Genomic DNA, 17046 nt, shown 5'->3' with positions numbered 1-17046 from the left:
TACTCCTTTCAAAAACTCTATTACGAAAAAAATTTATTTTTGTTCCCCAAAATCCCTTAAAGAGAATCCATCCCTGTGAATTAGTCTCTCCTATGAAGTTCTGTGTTAATCACAGAAAGCAGACATTCTTTAGAATCATCAAAATACTCCCAAAACATCACCCCTTTTAATCCGGTGTTGCGAATATATTGACACTTTAATCCAAGTGATTTTGGATTTTCGTAAGTAATAAACACCCTTTCTTCTTCATTAAAAAGATAAGGTGCTTTAGCCGAATTATCCCAGTGCTTTTCAAATTTCTTATTGCTAAGAACATTTTCTAATATGGACTGATATACAAGATTAACATTTTCGAGCCCTTCGCCGACGCCTCCTAACCCGCTGTTTTTCTTTTTAACTTTCTTCCACCCCCGGCCATAAAATGGAACCCCGACTACCAGTTTATCGGCAGGCACACCATCTGAAATAAACCTATCTACAGTTTCAGAAACAGAGTTACCCCCTTCATAAAACTCAGAAGGATACAAATTGGCATGATGCCTTACTATGGAGTCCCAGGCACCGGCAAAGTCATAGGTCATGAGATTCACAAAATCCAGATATTGAGCCGCTTTGTCCATATCGGTAGTTTCCAAAAATACGGGAGAGGCCGCGGCGGCAATCGTCAGCAAATAATGTTTTGATCTATCGATGGCATCAAGCGCTTCCCGGCACTCCTTCAATAGCAAGGTGAAATTCTCTTTATCCTGGGGACGATGAGTATTGCCTGCTCCCGGCATTCCCGGATATTCCCAGTCAATATCTAACCCGTCAAGATTATGTTTTAACAAGAAATCAACGGCACTTTCAACAAAGTGCCTTCTAGACTCCTTATTCAGAGCCATATCCGAAAATTCTCCGGACCATCCCCACCCCCCAACAGAAACTAAAATTTTAAGTGCAGAATTCTTTCGTTTAAGCCGATTCAGAACTGCAAAATTAGCAGAGTCAGCCTCATAGCCTTCTACCATTCTTCCATCAATGATATTGGCAAAAGCATAGTTTATGTGAGTTAATTTTGATGCAGAAATATCTTCTTTAATCAGGCGGTTACCAGGGAACAAATAACCAATTACAACTTTTGAACTTCGTTTAGGTGGTTTTTGTGAAGATGAACAAGCTATAAAAGTCCAAATTGCAAAAATAAGAAAAGCAATATTTTTCATTATATCAAGATTTTACCCTAATATAACCGACAGACCACTGAAACGCAAATTAAGAAACTATTTAAGTTTTTATGAATATCCGGTTATTTACCTATTTGAAAATATAGAGGGGCTTTACCCCTTAAACCCCAATTACTTTTTTGTCTTGACACAAAAAAGTAATCAAAAAAATTATTTCATGATTATTGCTACACTCAGCATTGTTCAAGCGAGCTTGACACTGCTTTCGCTAATCGCAATAATCCAAGGCTGTGACCGCTTCACTCAAAAAAACAGCGTTTGATGGCTAAAATCTTTTAAACTCGCCTATCGGCTCAAACAGAAAAGATTTTTTAACGCCATCTTCACTTGTTTTTTGGCTCACCGGTCAAGGCCGTCCTTTTCGGCGGGTCTGCTTTCAAGTTGGGTATAAAAACGGATACTCATTTAAGTTTTTTTGTTTTCTTTCATAATCACCGAAAAGGTACTTCCCTGCCCGGGAGTGGAGGTTCCCTTTATTTGCCCCCCCATCTGTTCAATCAGGTTTTTACTAATAAAAAGACCAAGTCCATTCCCTCCGGCTACCCTTGTGGTTGACTCATCAGCCTGCCTGAAACGCTCAAAAATCACCTCCATTTTTTCTGCAGGAATGCCAATGCCGGTATCTTCCACATCAAAAATAACCTCATGATTATTATTCTTGAAAACCTCAAGTTTTACAAGTCCTTTCCGCGTGAATTTAATGGCATTATTCAACAAATTCATCAGCACCTGCTTCAAGCGCAATGGATCGGCCTGAATGGTGTAACCCACGGGAAGATGGTTCTCCATTCTTAATTCCAAATCAGGTTTACTGCCATCTGCCAGCTCTAACTTCATAATATCCATAGTCTCTCTCAAAAGAGGATTCACCTCCACTGAAACCCTGGATATTCTGAGATTGCCTTGTTCAATGCGGGCTACATCAACAATATCATCAATAATATTTAGCAATTGAATCCCACTCTGGTGAATGAGATCAATAAAACGGGAACGTTCTTCCCCGGGCAGAGTATCATCATTAAGAATGCTTGAGAAACCGAGAATTGCATTTAAAGGGGTTCTGACTTCATGACTCATATTGGCCAGAAAAGCAGTTTTCAGCCGATCACTCTCTTCAGCTCTCTGTCTGGCTTTTATTATGTCGGTCAAATCTCTCATCACAATCATTTTATTAATTTGACCTTCTTCAAATTCGATGGGAGCCATTATTACCTGATAAATCTGCCCTGTTCCAGGATCGTGCAATTCACGTTCGTATCTTTGCCCTATTTTTAATTGCTTCACCCCTTTGCACCAACCACAACGATCTTCATTATATAAGACTTTCTTGTAACAATGCTTTATATCATCAACCTCTCCGAATCTTTTTCGAAAAGCGGTATTGGCAAACAAAATCCGACAATTGTCATCGGCAATATAAAGAGGAATATCGAGTGCCTCCATCATTGAGCGATATTTCCGTTCGCTACGTTTCAGCTCACCTTCAGCCTTTACTCTCGCTGTAATGTCCTCAACAAAGGAGACCAACTTTTCTTCCCCGTTAAACCATGTAATTGGCATTGTATCGGTCTTAACTTTTTTCTGTTTGTTTTGTTTGTCAATTGCATCCCATGTTTTGGTCTCATGCAGGGAATTAACAAACAGGCGATCAACTTCATTTATCACAGCCTCATGCTGATCAGAAGAATACAACATGGTAATTGATTGTCCAACAATTTCGTTTGCTTCATACCCAAACACAGTGCAAAAAGAATTATTAACGTAATCAAATTCTCCTTTTGAATTTATTATACATATGCCTGAAACAGATTTTTCGATGACATACCTAAAGCGTTCGTCGCTCTCCTGCAAAGATTCAGAAAGGGTTCTGTTTCGTTTCAAATAATTTTTTATCAGAAGCAGCAAGATGACCGCCACTGAAACAACAAAAAACCAGCCTTTCCAAAGCTGTAATCTGGCATACTGATCAGGGTCTTTAAAAAAGGACAAAACCAGTCGGTCACTGAAGAAAATCCATAACCCTCCAATGATTAAAAAAATACACGAAATCCTAATGGCCATTAACCATTCGTGATCTATTTTCGATTTATTAAAAAATTTCCTCATAAATATTAATTGCGGAACCAGTGCGAACCATTTAATATACAAGATTACAATTAAAGGTAAACACCTTTACGGATAATTTCGTTTCAAGTTTAAAAAATAAAGGGGTGCCCCAGCCAGGAACACCCCTTTAACACAAGAAAAATCAGCCTAAAGAGGATTCACCTCAAGATGACAATTTAATTCAGTGAAATCAAAGTTTTGAACAATAACATAATAATTCCCCGCATCTAGGGCTATACTAGCTATCGTCCCATAGAGATCCACGTAATCATCATTTGAGGCAACTAGATTACCACTCTCATCATACAAATACACAACTGTGTCACAACCAACCAAATAAAAACTGGAAACAATTTCGAAATTCCCGCTTGTAGTCACAGTAAACCAAATAGGATCTGTTTCTCCGGATGGGTCTGTGATATCAAAAGAAACAAGACTATTATCAACAATCGTTACATCTACAGTTCCGGTAGCATTGCCACCATCTCCATCGCTAATACCATACGTAAAGCTGTCACTTCCTGAAAAATCGGCATCGGGCGTGTAACGCAAAGCATCGCCCTCCTGAGAGACGGTGCCATTAGTTCCCTGTGCAAAACCTGTTATGCTGAGGGCATCGCCATCAATGTCAGTATCATTTGATAATACTTCTATCAGGATTGTGCCATCCTCATCAACACTTGCTAGATCAGTTACAGCCTGTGGCAAATCGTTTACAGGATTGACTGTCACATTAACCGTTCCGGAGACTTCTCCACCATTACCATCGCCAATATCGTAGGCAAAGCTATCGGAACCATTAAAATCGGCATCGGGAGTGTAACGCAAAGCATCGCCTTCCTGACTGACGGTTCCATCACTTCCCTGAGTAAAGCCTGTAATGCTCAGAACATCTCCGTCGATGTCGGTATCATTCAACAATACATCTATTAAAGTGGTACCATCCTCATCAATTTCACCAGCATCCGTTACAGCCTGAGGAACATCATTTGCAGCATTTATCGTCACATTGACGGTGCCTGTTGCAATTCCACCATTGCCATCGCCTATATCGTAGCTAAAGCTATCGAAACCATTAAAATCTGCATCGGGCGTGTAACGCAAAGAATTGCCTTCCTGACTGACGGTTCCATCACTTCCCTGGGTAAAGCCTGTAATGCTCAGAACATCTCCGTCGATGTCGGTATCATTCAACAATACATCTATTAAAGTGGTACCATCCTCATCAATTTCACCATTATCATCAATTGAAACAGGATGGTTCTTTACTGAAATAGTTATACTTTCCTCTTCTGAGCACCCGTATTGAGAAGACGCAGTGACCACAAAATTTGTTGTTTCGGAGGGAGAAGCAACAAGAACCGCATCGGTTGAAACAACCGGGGACCAATCATAAGAACCGCCACCTGATGCGGTTAAAGTAACGGATTCTCCATTAAAAATTTCTAAAGCAGAAGCATCAATAACAACATTCGGTAATTGGTTTACAGTTATCTCAAGTTGAATAATGCTGCCGTCTCCACATGAATTAGAAGGAATCACGCTTAGTGTTCCGGAAGTGGCATTTTCAGAAAAATCAACATTCACAATATTGGTTCCCTGACCACTAATTGAGATCCCTTCACCGGAATAATCCCACAGATAATATACATCATCCAATAATTCAACCTCATAGGCCATATCAAGAGTTCCCTGACATAATTGTGTTTGACCTGTCATATTATTCTCTATTTGAGGAACATCATTTTCAAACAAAAATTGATAATCTCTGCTTGCCTCCGGGGAATCTTCCAGAATATCGTGATCCGGGCGATTACAAGTTGTTGCATATCCGGTCATCCTCAATATGTCACCGTTCGAGTAAGATAATCTAGCAGATGATGATTTCAGCCTGTTTTCAAGTGTATTTGAAGCCAATAGTTCCAGCTCAGGTTGATAGTTGTTCCCACTCAAGGCCATCATCTTAATGGTTTCAAATCCCTCTTCTCCAGTCACTTTTAGAAAATAAATATTATCATTACCGGCTGTAAATTTAAACTGATGAACACCTTTTGACAAAAAAAATTGATCTTCAAGAACTTTCTCACCAGAAAGACTAAAAACACTTATCACCATTGATTGGCTGCTCAAAATTTCGAGTTCAAAATTGGTGAAGTCAGCAAATGGGTTTGGGAAATTGGGTTTTAAGCTAAAACCTGCAGATTTCTGATTGGAATAAATATTATCAATTTGGGTTGGCACCTCCAGTGTAACCGATAAATCAGAACTGTAAATCTTTGCCTCCAGCCCTTTCGTTAAATTTTCAATCAAAACACTATCAGGAACCACCATATTCCCTTTATGCTGTCCTGAAAAAGTCAGTTCTATCCCTCCTTGTCCAAAAGCAAAAATGGAACTCATGAAAAGGATAATCAGTAAAGTTTGTCTCATAGTTTAATAGAGATTATGGGATGATTATATTTTGGTTTTTTTACGAAACCCTGCAGGGCATGTTCATTTTAAAGGACATTCGCATAGTTTTGGTTAGAATTTGAAGCCTGACAGGAAGAATTCGATTCAATGTCGAAGTAAAAAATGATTTGTAAATGCAGCCTGCTTAAGCAGGAAACAACTCAGAAATGATCATTTTACCTAAAAAAAAGAAGCAATCATCAAATCCGGGGAACTTTATAAGCCAATACGACTATAATTGCAAACCATCAATGGAAAACAACCTTTAGAAAAATCTAGAGCTTTACAGGAATTCTGTTTCAGGAGGGTGAGCAATTAAACGATGAAGCAAATTTGGGTCCTTATTTTCAACACATTACTAAGCATTTCTATCTCAGGACAGATAATGCCAATCGATTATGACCATTACACCCGTTTTGATAACCTGACCGTGGCTGACGGATTGCCCGGAAATCACATAACGGTTATTCAGCAGGACGCACAGGGTTTTATGTGGATTGGCACCCGGGAAGGACTCGCCAGATACGACGGCACCCGCTTTGAAACCTTCCACCATCTGCCAGGGGATTCATCATCCGTTGCTTCGGATTACATCACGGACATCCTCACTTCTCCTGACGGAAATGTCTACATCGGTACACGGGAAGGCCTAAGCATTTTTGAACCTGAAATGTTCTCTTTCTCCCAGGCTCCCATTATTTTTGAAGATGGGGTGGGGCTTCAGGACAAGCACATCAGGGCTCTCCTTGAGGCCGACGACCAACACATATGGGTTGAAACTTTTAACGGAGTGCTACACAAGCTCAATACTAAAACGTTTGAAACCCAAAGCTGGTCCCACGACAAGCCCAGCCAACCCTATTATGATTACCACTCCATTTTCAAAGACTCGCAAAACCAGCTTTGGATAGGAGGCCGAAATATGGGGCCTCTGAAAATGGAAAACGGCAAAATCAGATCCATTCCAACCAGCAGCTCCGACCCTGAACTTAAGCGGGACAAAGACGCTGCTCTTTTTTTTGAGGACAGCAACAATGATTTCTGGATCGGAGCTCTCGACGGTCTTTATCAGTTTGACCGAAACACCGAAACTGTTAACAAAAGGCTTCATACCTCATCTTATGATATGGTGGAGGACAACAAGGGCTTTTTATGGGTCGCTACGGGTCATGGACTTGCCCGTATCAATAAGAAAAAGAGCACCATCGTAAAATACCTGCCTTCTGACAATGATCTCTCTTCCATTCTTCACGATCACATCAATTGTTTAACCATCGATCATTCGGGCAATCTCTGGATAGGAACACAACAAGGAATCAGCATATTAAAAGAGAACCAAAGTCTCATCCGGTACTACCGCCATTTAAATGAAGTACCCCACTCGCTCAGCAACAATCACGTTTCCTGTTTTCTGGAGGATTCAAAAGGAGACATTTGGATAGGAACAATGGGTGGTGGCTTAAACCTTTTTAATCCGCAAACCGATGAGTTTAAGACCTTCACAAGCCGGAAAGGATTAAACGGTTGTATCAGTGCCAATCGCGTATCTACCCTGTTTGAGGAAAAAGATGGAAGTATCTGGACCGGATTGTGGCAAGGTGTTGGATTTAATCATTTTGATCCGGCCAAACACCGTTTCACCCATTTCGCTTTGGACTCCAGCTCCCTGAAAAGAGACTGGTACAGTGGCTTTGAATCCATCGGGAATGATACTCTGGTGGTTGGTTTTTGGGGGGCAGAAGGCCTCAGGTTATTCAGCAAAAGTAAAAAAGCATGGTTGCCGCATAGTTTTCGTCCACAAAAACATCCGGCCGATGGCGAAATTCACCTTATTGCATCCAACGACAGTCTGATATGGCTTTACAAATCCCAGAATATTCTTCACACATTTAATCCCTCCGATAAAACGTTTAACGGTTACCGGTCTCAAAAATTCAAGGATGCCAACCGGCGGCTCCATGTCCAGTCGGTGGACATTCCCAATTTCTCCAGTATCCCTGACATTATACAAGCGGGAGATGAAACTCTTTTCCTTACAAACCAGGGTGTGGCAGGTTTTGATGAAAATAAATTCCAGATTTTAAGTCAGAAAGTCTTTAAAACAGGCGTTTATTCATCCTTTTCAAAAAAAACCTTTTTATTGGCACAGGATGGTATCTGGATGTACAACCCGAAAACAAACGGTCTTTCGCATTTGGTTGTTGCCGACTCGATGCCTGTTAAGCCGGAAAACATAAAGGACCTTCTTGTTTTTAGAAAAAACAAGTTATTATTAGCCACTACGGAGGGGGCCCGTTTATTTAATCTCAAGACCAAACTTCTATTAAATTTACCGTCTCCCTTTTCATCCCTGGCTACATCTCAACAAGCCATTAACAAAATCGTAAGACTCAAGGATGGCATTCTACTGATATATCCCAGAGGAATCTCTTTCCTCCCGGATCAGGGGAAACCCAAAACATTCAACACCCGCACCGCATTTAACCAGGGCATGCGCAATGACGCCATCAATTTTGCGTTGCCAACTCCTGATGGAGACGGCGTCTGGCTTGGAGCTGATAAGGGATTGTATTATTTCAGCCCATCTCAGGAGCATTTTAAACAAATTCCTGAGCTAAACGACTACGCGGTAAACGAGATGGCTTACCACAAAAAGCAACTCTTTCTCGCAACAGATCAGGGATTGGCATTGCTTTCCCTCCCCTCCCGGAAAGTCACTTTCCTAAATGCTCCACCCACAGATATGTTATCTTCTCACCTGACAACATTTGTAAAAAAGGACAGAAGAGGATTCATCTGGACTGGTACCACCAACAAAGGGGTAAACCAAATCGATCCACACTCATTAAGGGTAAAACATTTCTATGATAAAAACGGTTTCCATGGCTCTGATGCCATGGCTTTCCTCGAAACCTCTACAGGAGAGGTTTACGTAGGTGGAGATTCACTTAATATTTTCAACTTTGCCCGGCAACGATTCGAGTCCCCTGATTTTGCACACCATTTACCCAAAGAGAAGATCCTCTCTCTCACAGAAGATCCAATGGGAAGAATCGTGATTGTTACCTCTCACAATATTTTAATTTATTCATCCGATTCCTTGCAATTATTAAACATCACCCCATACCTCGGTACAGAAAACATATCCTTCACCCCGGCGAGTTTAAAGACCTCTACCAACGAAATTTACATTGGAACCGCAAAGGGATTTTTCAAAATGGACCCCGGGTTGTTTAATCCACCAACCCTCCCCAAAGAAACAAAGATTACCCGGGTTGGTGTGATGGGAGATCCGGTCAGCTTCGGGGATCAGGAAGAATTAATGCTTACCCATGATCAGAATTTGTTACAAATTTGGTTTTCGGATATGGTTTTCCCTGCCAATCATGATCAATACCTTTATAAGCTGGAACCCACCGATAAGGAATGGACAAAAACCAATGAAACATCTGTTTCTTACAAGCTACTGCCACCAGGCAAATACACATTCAGGGTAAAATCCTTTAATCCATATGGCAACAGTCAGGAAACCAGACTAATGATTACCATCAAGCCGCCTTTTTGGAAAACCTGGTGGTTTTTCACCATTTTGATCATGTCCTTAGTAACCGGTCTTTGGTTTTGGTGGCGACACCGGTTAAATCATCTGAGGGTACTTGAGAACAACCTGAATCTTAGACACCGGCTTTTGCTTTCGCAGATGAACCCGCATTTCATGTTTAATGCTTTATCAGCCATTCAATCCTTCATTTATCAAAATCAACCTCAAACAGCAGGGGCTTATCTCTCCAAGTTTGCAAAACTTATGCGACTCTATCTCAACAACATGTCTTTGCCTGTAACTCCTATAAATGATGAAGTCGCCACGCTGAAACACTACCTGGTGCTTCAACAATTAAGATTTAACGGCTCTTTCAAATACTCGGTGAAAGTGCTTTCCGGGTGTGATCATCTTTCGATGGGCATCCCGGCCATGCTGGTACAGCCCTTTGTTGAAAATGCAGTGGAACATGGCATCCAGCACATTGACTATGAAGGTAACATAGAAGTCATCTTTTCGTTAAAGAATAATAGCTGGGAGGTTGCCATAAAAGACAATGGTTTAGGCATTGAAAAAAGCCGACAGTTAAAAAGTGAGTTCCACCCATCTCATAAATCCATGAGCATGGGAATAACCCAAAAACGGATCGAACAACTGAGAAAGCAATATAAACAACCTTGTCAATTAATAATAAAAGACAAAACGCAAGAACCAGGTAACGAAACCGGAACCGAAATCAGCCTGTTGGTACCAGCCCTTCAGTTGTCTGAGGATTAGAAGAACCAGCCAAATGAAACGAGCATTCAAGGGTTGTCGCTAAAGAACATGCATAAGCTTAAATAATGCGAGTTCCATTCGACCAATGATTTTAATTAATTTTACACGAATGAAAGCAGTGATTATTGATGATGAACCCAATGCCCGAAGTACCCTCAGAGGAATGCTGAATATGCTGTTTCAGGATTTGGAAATTGTCGGTGAAGCAGACGGTGTAGCATCCGGAAAAACAATCATTGAAACACATCGGCCCGAGATTGTTTTTCTGGACATCAGAATGAAAGACGGCACCGGCTTTGATATGCTCCGCCAGCTAAAGACGCGGGACTTTGCCCTGGTCTTTCTCACCGCTCATGATGATCATGCCATTGAAGCCTTCAGGTTTTCCGCGACCGATTATTTGCTAAAACCGGTAGATCCGGATGACCTGAAAGATGCCGTTGAAAAAGTGCGCAGGCATAACACCAATAACCAAGCCCTGCTTGGAACCTTAATGGAGAATATTCAGCAAGCATCCGCTCCATCAAAAAAGCTTGCTCTTAAATCCAGTGAAGCCATTCATATTGTTTGCACCGATGACATTATTCGCTGCGAAAGCATGGATAATTATACCCGTTTTATTCTTAAAGATCAAAAACCACTGGTAATATCACGTCCTCTAAAGGCGTTTGATGAAATGCTGGAAGGCGTGGGATTTCTGCGCATCCATCAATCGCACCTTATCAACCTTTCTCACATACGGAAAATTGACCGCAAAGGAGGTTTTATCGTAGAATTGTCTGACGGTTCAGAAGCCCCCGTATCTGTTCGAAAGAAAGAAAAACTGCTTAAACGGCTACAGACCATTTGACAATCAGCCAAATATAAGATCAGAAGGCAAAAGTGACTGCCCCCGGGAATGACAGCACTTCCCGTTTAGTATTTATTATGTGGTGAAACGACCGGGCAGACTGAATCTGAAGACAGAACCTTTTCCTTCCTCCGAATCCAGTGAAATGCCATCCCCCATAAGGCTGGTCAATTTTTTTACAATGGCCAGTCCCAGGCCTGTCCCCCCATACTTTCTGGCTATATCATTATCTGCCTGACTGAACCGTTCAAAAATAATCTCCTGTTTCTCGGGTCTGATTCCTATTCCGGTATCCTTTACAATCAACTCCACCTTACCATTCTCAACGTTTGAAACGCCAAATACAATTCCCCCCTCAGCAGTAAACTTCAGTGCATTGTCGAGAAGATTTATTAAAACCTGTTGAAGCCGGTTTTCATCACCTGTTACTTCAACGGCCTGATCTGGCATCTCCAGTTTCAAAGAAAGATGGGATTTCCCAAGCTCCTCCATTTTCCTGATGTACAAATTCCTGATTGCTGAAAGCGTTTCGTTAAGCACAAAGGGTTTTGATTCCATGCTCAGCTTTTCAGACTCTATGCGGGAAACTTCCAAAACATCATTGATGATTTGCAACAGCCCCTCTGAACTTTTTTGAATAATGGTTCCAAACTCCTGTCGTTGCTCAAATGAAAAGCCATCGTGAGAGGTAAGAAGTTCCGTAAAACCAAGAATGCCATTTAAGGGAGTACGAATTTCATGGCTCATATTTGCCAGAAAGGCCGTTTTCATTTGTTCACTCTCTTCCGCTTTGTTTTTTGCCTCTTCAAGGTCTTTCATTACTCTTTTGAGTACAGAAATATCTTCATAAAGCAGAAGATAATTGGTTACATTTCCAAAGGCATCCTCAATGGGTGAAATCATGATTTTTCCCCAGAAGGGTTTACCTTCTTTTCTTTCCAGCCGATATTCACCATTCCAGATCTCGCGTGCTTTAAGCGTTTCCAGAATTTCATTCTCAAGAAGATCTACGTCCACATATTTATGATCAAGGATCCCGGGCTTTATTCCTGCCACATCTTCCAATCCCAGCCCTGTTAAGTCTGTATACTTAGGGTTAACATATTCAATCCGCATGAAAGCATCTGTAATAATAACACCTACCGGGTTTTGTCGAACCGAGGCACTGAGTAGCTTCAGCTCCTGCTCTATCCGTTTTTTGTCACTGACATCGTGAACAATACTGTGGATAAAAGGCCTTCCTTTAATTATGATTTGACTTGCAAAAACCTGGACATCTGAAATGGATTCATCAGCTTTACGGTGCTGAAATTGAAAATAAGTCCTCTGCCCCTGCTCCACAAGAACAAACTTTGCCTTAATTTCATCGATCGACAAAGTATTGATTTGATCAATATTCATATTTAAAAGATGCTCCCGGCTCCAGCCGTAAAACTCGGCTGCTGCATCGTTAGCTCCTACGATCCTTCCATCAACAGGATCTATCAGCATTTTTACAGCGGTATGCTTTTCAAACAATCTTCGAAAAAGCCCTTCACTCTCTTCCACCTCTTTTTGCTTTTTCATAGTCTCAGTCCTATCCTGAAAAACCAACACAACGCCCAGGTTCTCACCATGGTCATTCACCACCGGAGAGCCCCTGTCAGCAATGGGAATCCTTCTACCATCCCTCGAAATCAAAATGGCCTCAATGGCAATTTCAGTCTTCCGGCCGCTTTCAATAACTTTTTCAACAGGATTTTCGACAGGTTCGAGATCATTCTCATTAACCACCTTAAAAACCTCTCCAACAGGCCTTCCTTTGGCTTCTGACACAGGCCAGCCGGTCATCCTGCAGGCTGCCGGGTTCATTTCCACAACATTCATCTCTATATCGGTCAGAATTACCGCATCTCCCAAACTGTTTAATGTAGTTCGGTAAAGTGATTCATTTTCTTTCAAAACCTGCTCGGCGGCAAGTCTCCTCTCTGAGGAGATCATCAACAAACCAATAAAAAGTGTTGCCAGAGGGAATAATATCATCACCGATGGCCCAACCCCGGCAATTACATCAAGGCCCTGAGGCCAGGGTAAAAGAAGCTGAGATGCCAACATTAGCAAATGACTCCCAACACCCACAAAAATCAGATGTTTGATTTCGGGAATATGAAACCTACCGACCAACCGACGCCTCACCCAAAGACCCATCAAAACAGTTGATGCAATGGTAGCAACCCCGGCATAGACACCGGCTCCACCAATAAGGATTCTATAAATTGCAACAATCACTCCTGATATTAACGCAACGATCCCTCCCCCGAACAAGCCGGCAAGCGAAAAGATAATGGAACGTCCATCGTAGAATACGCCCTCAGAATAACTAAAAGGAATATTCATGCCAATGATGGCAAGGCTTCCAAACAACAGCCCCATCAGTATCTTCACCAGCAAAGGATGGGTTGAACGGTACCTTACCAATCCCCCGTAAAAAATCGACAGCACAACCAAAAGGGCCACATTCACAATTAAATCCTGGAGCATAAAAGCAAAATAAATCAATAATTTTCAAACTAAGCGGGAAGGGAATATGGAGCTTGCAAAAATGCAGTTTTTCCAATAATAACGTTACGAATATTAGTCATTTTTATTTGCTTACGCTCCCTTAATAAAATGTAAAAAAATTAACAAATGCTAAAAAAGGCTTTGCCTTTCTGAACACCCGCATAAATTTTGACACTGTTTGTTTAGTTTTATAGACAAACACTTCTAAATAGGGTCTGCTGAAAAAGTCAAAAGATGAGAATTTACAAGACGGCCCAATCGAAGGAGTATTGAAATACTTCGAGATGGGGCCGGTGAAGTAAATTTTTTTCTTTTGATTAGCAGTTTTCCTATTTACAAGTGCAACGGTATTAGAGTATGCTGTGGAATAACCTTGCACGCAGTTAATTGTTGATGTGCTTTAAGTATCTGATAGTTAATTGAATCTGCGTTTTTCAGCGCACCCTAAATAGTGTTTGCAAGAAAACGACAATTGCTGCCCCAAAGGGTCGGGGTAAACTCAATGCTTGTCTTCAAAACAGCGCAAGCCTTGCACTTGACGCCCTCTTGCAAGCACAGATGAAAAACATGAGTTTTCTTGCTGGCACTAAATAGGGCCCGCTGAAAAAGTCAAAAGAGCAGAATTTACAGCACAAACGATGTTGTTTTGCTCACATGATGTTATATCTGCACACTTGGAAATAAAATGAGTGTTCTTAATAATATTTCAGGCTGACATAGCCAAGATTTTGGCTCAAACATAAAAGCCAACTATACAGAAAATTACACATCCCATTAATTCCGGATAGAATACTAAAAAAGTCATATGAGAAACCTCTCACCCTATTCTCCCAACAATTCATCCATCTTGGCATTAAAATCCGCTATCAACTCATCATGGAACTTCCCGGTAGCCGGCCCGCTGAATCCGGAGTGGATATAGCGAACTTCACCCTCTCTGTTTATGTAGATTGTAGTTGGAAAAGAAAGCACGGCATTAAGCTGAGGCAATGCTTCTTCAGCAGAATCACCACCAATTTTACCGGCCAGCAAAACATCATATTCAACGTCGTAACGATCAATAAGGGGCCGAATTACTTTGCGGGCGTATTCCAGCGTATTTTTTCGTTCAAAGGCCAAAGCAATTATTTCCACCCCTCGATCTTTATTTTGCTGATACCAGGGTGAGAGAAAAGCCATTTCGTCAATACAGTTAGGACACCAGCTGCCCATAATCGAAACAAGCACCACTTTGTTATCATATTTCGGGTCGGAGAGAGAAACCGAATCCCCCTGCAGATTAGGGAAAGTGAAGTGAAATTTCTCAGCACCGTCCTTTAAGTATGTTTTCCCGTAAGTATCGGGTAACTTAGCATCCGGATCAAGAATTCCGGATATTTGAGTGATGCCGCCTCCTGAAATAAACTCCCCTTTCAGCTGACCGTTTTCATCCACTTTACCTCTGATAAGGTACGGATAAGCTCCGCCAAAAGTTGAAAGACGGAATTGATTCCCATCTGCAACGCCTTCAAAAAAGCGGTAATCGCCAGTCGGTGTAAGTAAACTTCCGGTAAGTTGATGCCCATCCTGTTTAAACAGCAAAACACCTGATCTTTCCCGACTTTCCGAAACAAGCTGAACCGCCCAGGTGCCTTCAATCGAAGCAGGTTTTGATGACTTGTCAATAAAAAACCTGGGGCCTCCTTTGAATTGGGCTTTAAAGGCAGGACCTTTCACTCCGGCTTTAAAGATATTTCCCTTAATTTCCTTCTCGTCCAGGCTGCCCTTCAGCACAGCATCGTACAATCCTACATGCATAATTACGGAGTCGTTAGTGATCTCAACAGATGATAAAGTAATCCTTTCTTTTCCGTTGATCAGGGTCACTAGTAATTGCTGATTACGCGGCTCCACTTCAAATTCAAATGGAACGGTAGCATTTTCTAGCTCTACTGTTCCACGCCACTTTCCGGCTGAAAGTTTATTTTGCTTTGATGAACAGGAAGAGATAAATAAACAACCAATAAAAAACACTAATACCGAAAATAGAATCAGGTAACGCATATCAAAAGAAAAAAAAACTATTTGACTCCGGGGTAATGACGTTATATATTAACCACACCAAACGCTTTTTAAAAATTAAAACAAAACAAAGGCTCTTCAATGAATTGTAACGCACAAAAGTATCATACAAAAAAATTAACAGAAAGAACATTTATCAGCTGGTTATTATGACACGTAAAGCCATCTGTACATATACGGATAAACCTTGCAGGCCACACAAAATCCGAAAGCTGCTTCAAGAAAAGAAAACACTCCAAGAACGCAAGCAACGATAAAAGCAGTCGGGGAAGTTCCGATAAAAAAGAGAAAAACAGTTGCCACACTAAACAACATACCAATTCTGGCTGCAAATAACTTTGGCCCGGCATTGATCTTTTGGGTTTTGAGCGAAAGCGTTTTTGATATCCCCCTGGAGGTAATGGCTAATGGACTGTATTTTGCCTTATCAATGGACCGGATAAGGAAATCCGTCAACAAAAAAGCCATAAGAATAATATTGAAGGTCAATAAAAACAAGATCACCAACAATGTTGTAAAAGTGGCATTTAACCGGGCCACATTCTCGTTCACCACCTTGGGCGATACGGGGCAAAAAGCATAATTTTTCATAATCACACAAATCCAGCAGATCATTAGTTTTAAGATCATCTTCTCACCTCTAACAATCTAATAGTTAAAAAACAAAAAACTGCAACTTTAAAAACTCTAACTGCATTTCATCACAAAAGCTCAACGGAGCATTAAATAAAAAGCACCCGAAAATAATCCATTATTTACGGATGCTCAGTCCGTCTACATTATAGACGAAAAACAGCTAAAAACTAACAAAGTTCAGCTTTTAAACCTCGAAAAACATCAAATTAAAAGGGAATACCCCTTGATCGCTTTGTTTTTAAAGCTTCAGCATACCAAACAAACTCATCCAAAAATCTCTTCGTGGCAGGTTCAGTTTTTTCATTTCGAGGCAACAGATTTTCATCAAACAAATCACCTACTTGCGGAAATGGCAATATCGAGGAAATGGAGGGTGTACCCAATTCTGCTAATATCACTCTTAAGTGAACAGCAGCTCTGACTCCTCCGAATGAACTTTTGGAATAAGACGCAATGGCTGAGGGTTTGAAGAGATATTCTTTTTGAAAATGATCCAGCAAATTCTTCAAAGCCGGTGGGATACTGTGATTATACTCTCCTGTAACCAGTAAAAACCCATCCGATTCCTTAAGAAAACCACCCAGTTTTTCCATATTACCGGGAGCCTCTCCTTTTGGATATTCGTTATACATTTTATCAAGCATAGGGAGCGGATATTGTAAGGGGTCGATAAAATGAACCTTTATCTCTCTTTCTTTTAACTTCTGATCCAGATATTTTGCCACCTGTATTCCCCTGCGGCTACTGCGAACCGATCCATAGATCAAACTAATTGCTAAATCCATATCATAATCCTTTTTTATGAATATTGTTTTTTTACTGATTCCCAGTGTCAAGTCAAGCATAGTCTGACATCC

General features: G+C 41.1%; 9 protein-coding genes. 2 read left to right on the top strand and 7 right to left on the bottom strand.

Features of this window, described 5'->3' with window-relative positions; genetic code table 11:
- Positions 1-80: 80 nt before the first annotated feature.
- From DDZ16_RS11160 to DDZ16_RS11150, 3 genes are all read right to left on the bottom strand, one after another.
- Positions 81-1205 (bottom strand): glycoside hydrolase family 18 protein, encoded by a 1125-nt coding sequence (locus DDZ16_RS11160; RefSeq protein ID WP_109264555.1) that lies wholly within the window; start codon positions 1203-1205, stop codon positions 81-83.
- Positions 1206-1631: 426 nt separating this feature from the next.
- Positions 1632-3332, bottom strand: a complete 1701-nt coding sequence (locus DDZ16_RS11155; RefSeq protein ID WP_109264554.1) for a PAS domain-containing sensor histidine kinase — start codon at positions 3330-3332, stop codon at positions 1632-1634.
- A 147-nt stretch (positions 3333-3479) separates the two neighbouring features.
- On the bottom strand, positions 3480-5762 hold the full coding sequence (locus tag DDZ16_RS11150; RefSeq protein WP_109264553.1) for an Ig-like domain-containing protein: 2283 nt from the start codon (positions 5760-5762) through the stop codon (positions 3480-3482).
- A 343-nt stretch (positions 5763-6105) separates the two neighbouring features.
- Here DDZ16_RS11150 and DDZ16_RS11145 point away from each other — a divergent pair, with 343 nt between their 5' ends.
- A complete protein-coding gene (locus DDZ16_RS11145; RefSeq protein WP_109264552.1) occupies positions 6106-10101 on the top strand; it encodes a two-component regulator propeller domain-containing protein in 3996 nt (1331 codons plus the stop codon).
- A gap of 109 nt (positions 10102-10210) precedes the next feature.
- Positions 10211-10951, top strand: a complete 741-nt coding sequence (locus DDZ16_RS11140) for a LytR/AlgR family response regulator transcription factor (RefSeq protein ID WP_109264719.1) — start codon at positions 10211-10213, stop codon at positions 10949-10951.
- Between the two features lie 75 nt (positions 10952-11026).
- Here DDZ16_RS11140 and DDZ16_RS11135 read toward each other — a convergent pair whose 3' ends face one another.
- The 4 genes from DDZ16_RS11135 to DDZ16_RS11115 all read right to left on the bottom strand — a co-directional run bounded on the left by DDZ16_RS11135 (position 11027) and on the right by DDZ16_RS11115 (position 16974).
- Positions 11027-13471 carry a PAS domain S-box protein gene (locus DDZ16_RS11135; protein ID WP_109264551.1) on the bottom strand — a complete coding sequence of 815 codons (2445 nt, stop codon included), beginning with the start codon at positions 13469-13471 and terminating at the stop codon, positions 11027-11029.
- An 843-nt stretch (positions 13472-14314) separates the two neighbouring features.
- Positions 14315-15535: a TlpA disulfide reductase family protein gene (locus DDZ16_RS11125; protein WP_109264549.1), complete on the bottom strand. Its 1221-nt coding sequence runs from the start codon at positions 15533-15535 to the stop codon at positions 14315-14317.
- Between the two features lie 165 nt (positions 15536-15700).
- Positions 15701-16144, bottom strand: coding sequence for a DUF4395 domain-containing protein (locus tag DDZ16_RS11120; protein WP_109264548.1), 444 nt, complete (start codon positions 16142-16144; stop codon positions 15701-15703).
- Between the two features lie 251 nt (positions 16145-16395).
- Positions 16396-16974, bottom strand: a complete 579-nt coding sequence (locus DDZ16_RS11115) for an NADPH-dependent FMN reductase (protein WP_109264718.1) — start codon at positions 16972-16974, stop codon at positions 16396-16398.
- Between the last annotated feature and the right edge of the window lie 72 nt (positions 16975-17046).

Origin of the sequence: Marinilabilia rubra (assembly GCF_003121985.1) — a bacterium.
Lineage (GTDB): Bacteria > Bacteroidota > Bacteroidia > Bacteroidales > Marinilabiliaceae > Marinilabilia > Marinilabilia rubra.
This window is presented reverse-complemented; position numbering and strand designations above follow the sequence as displayed.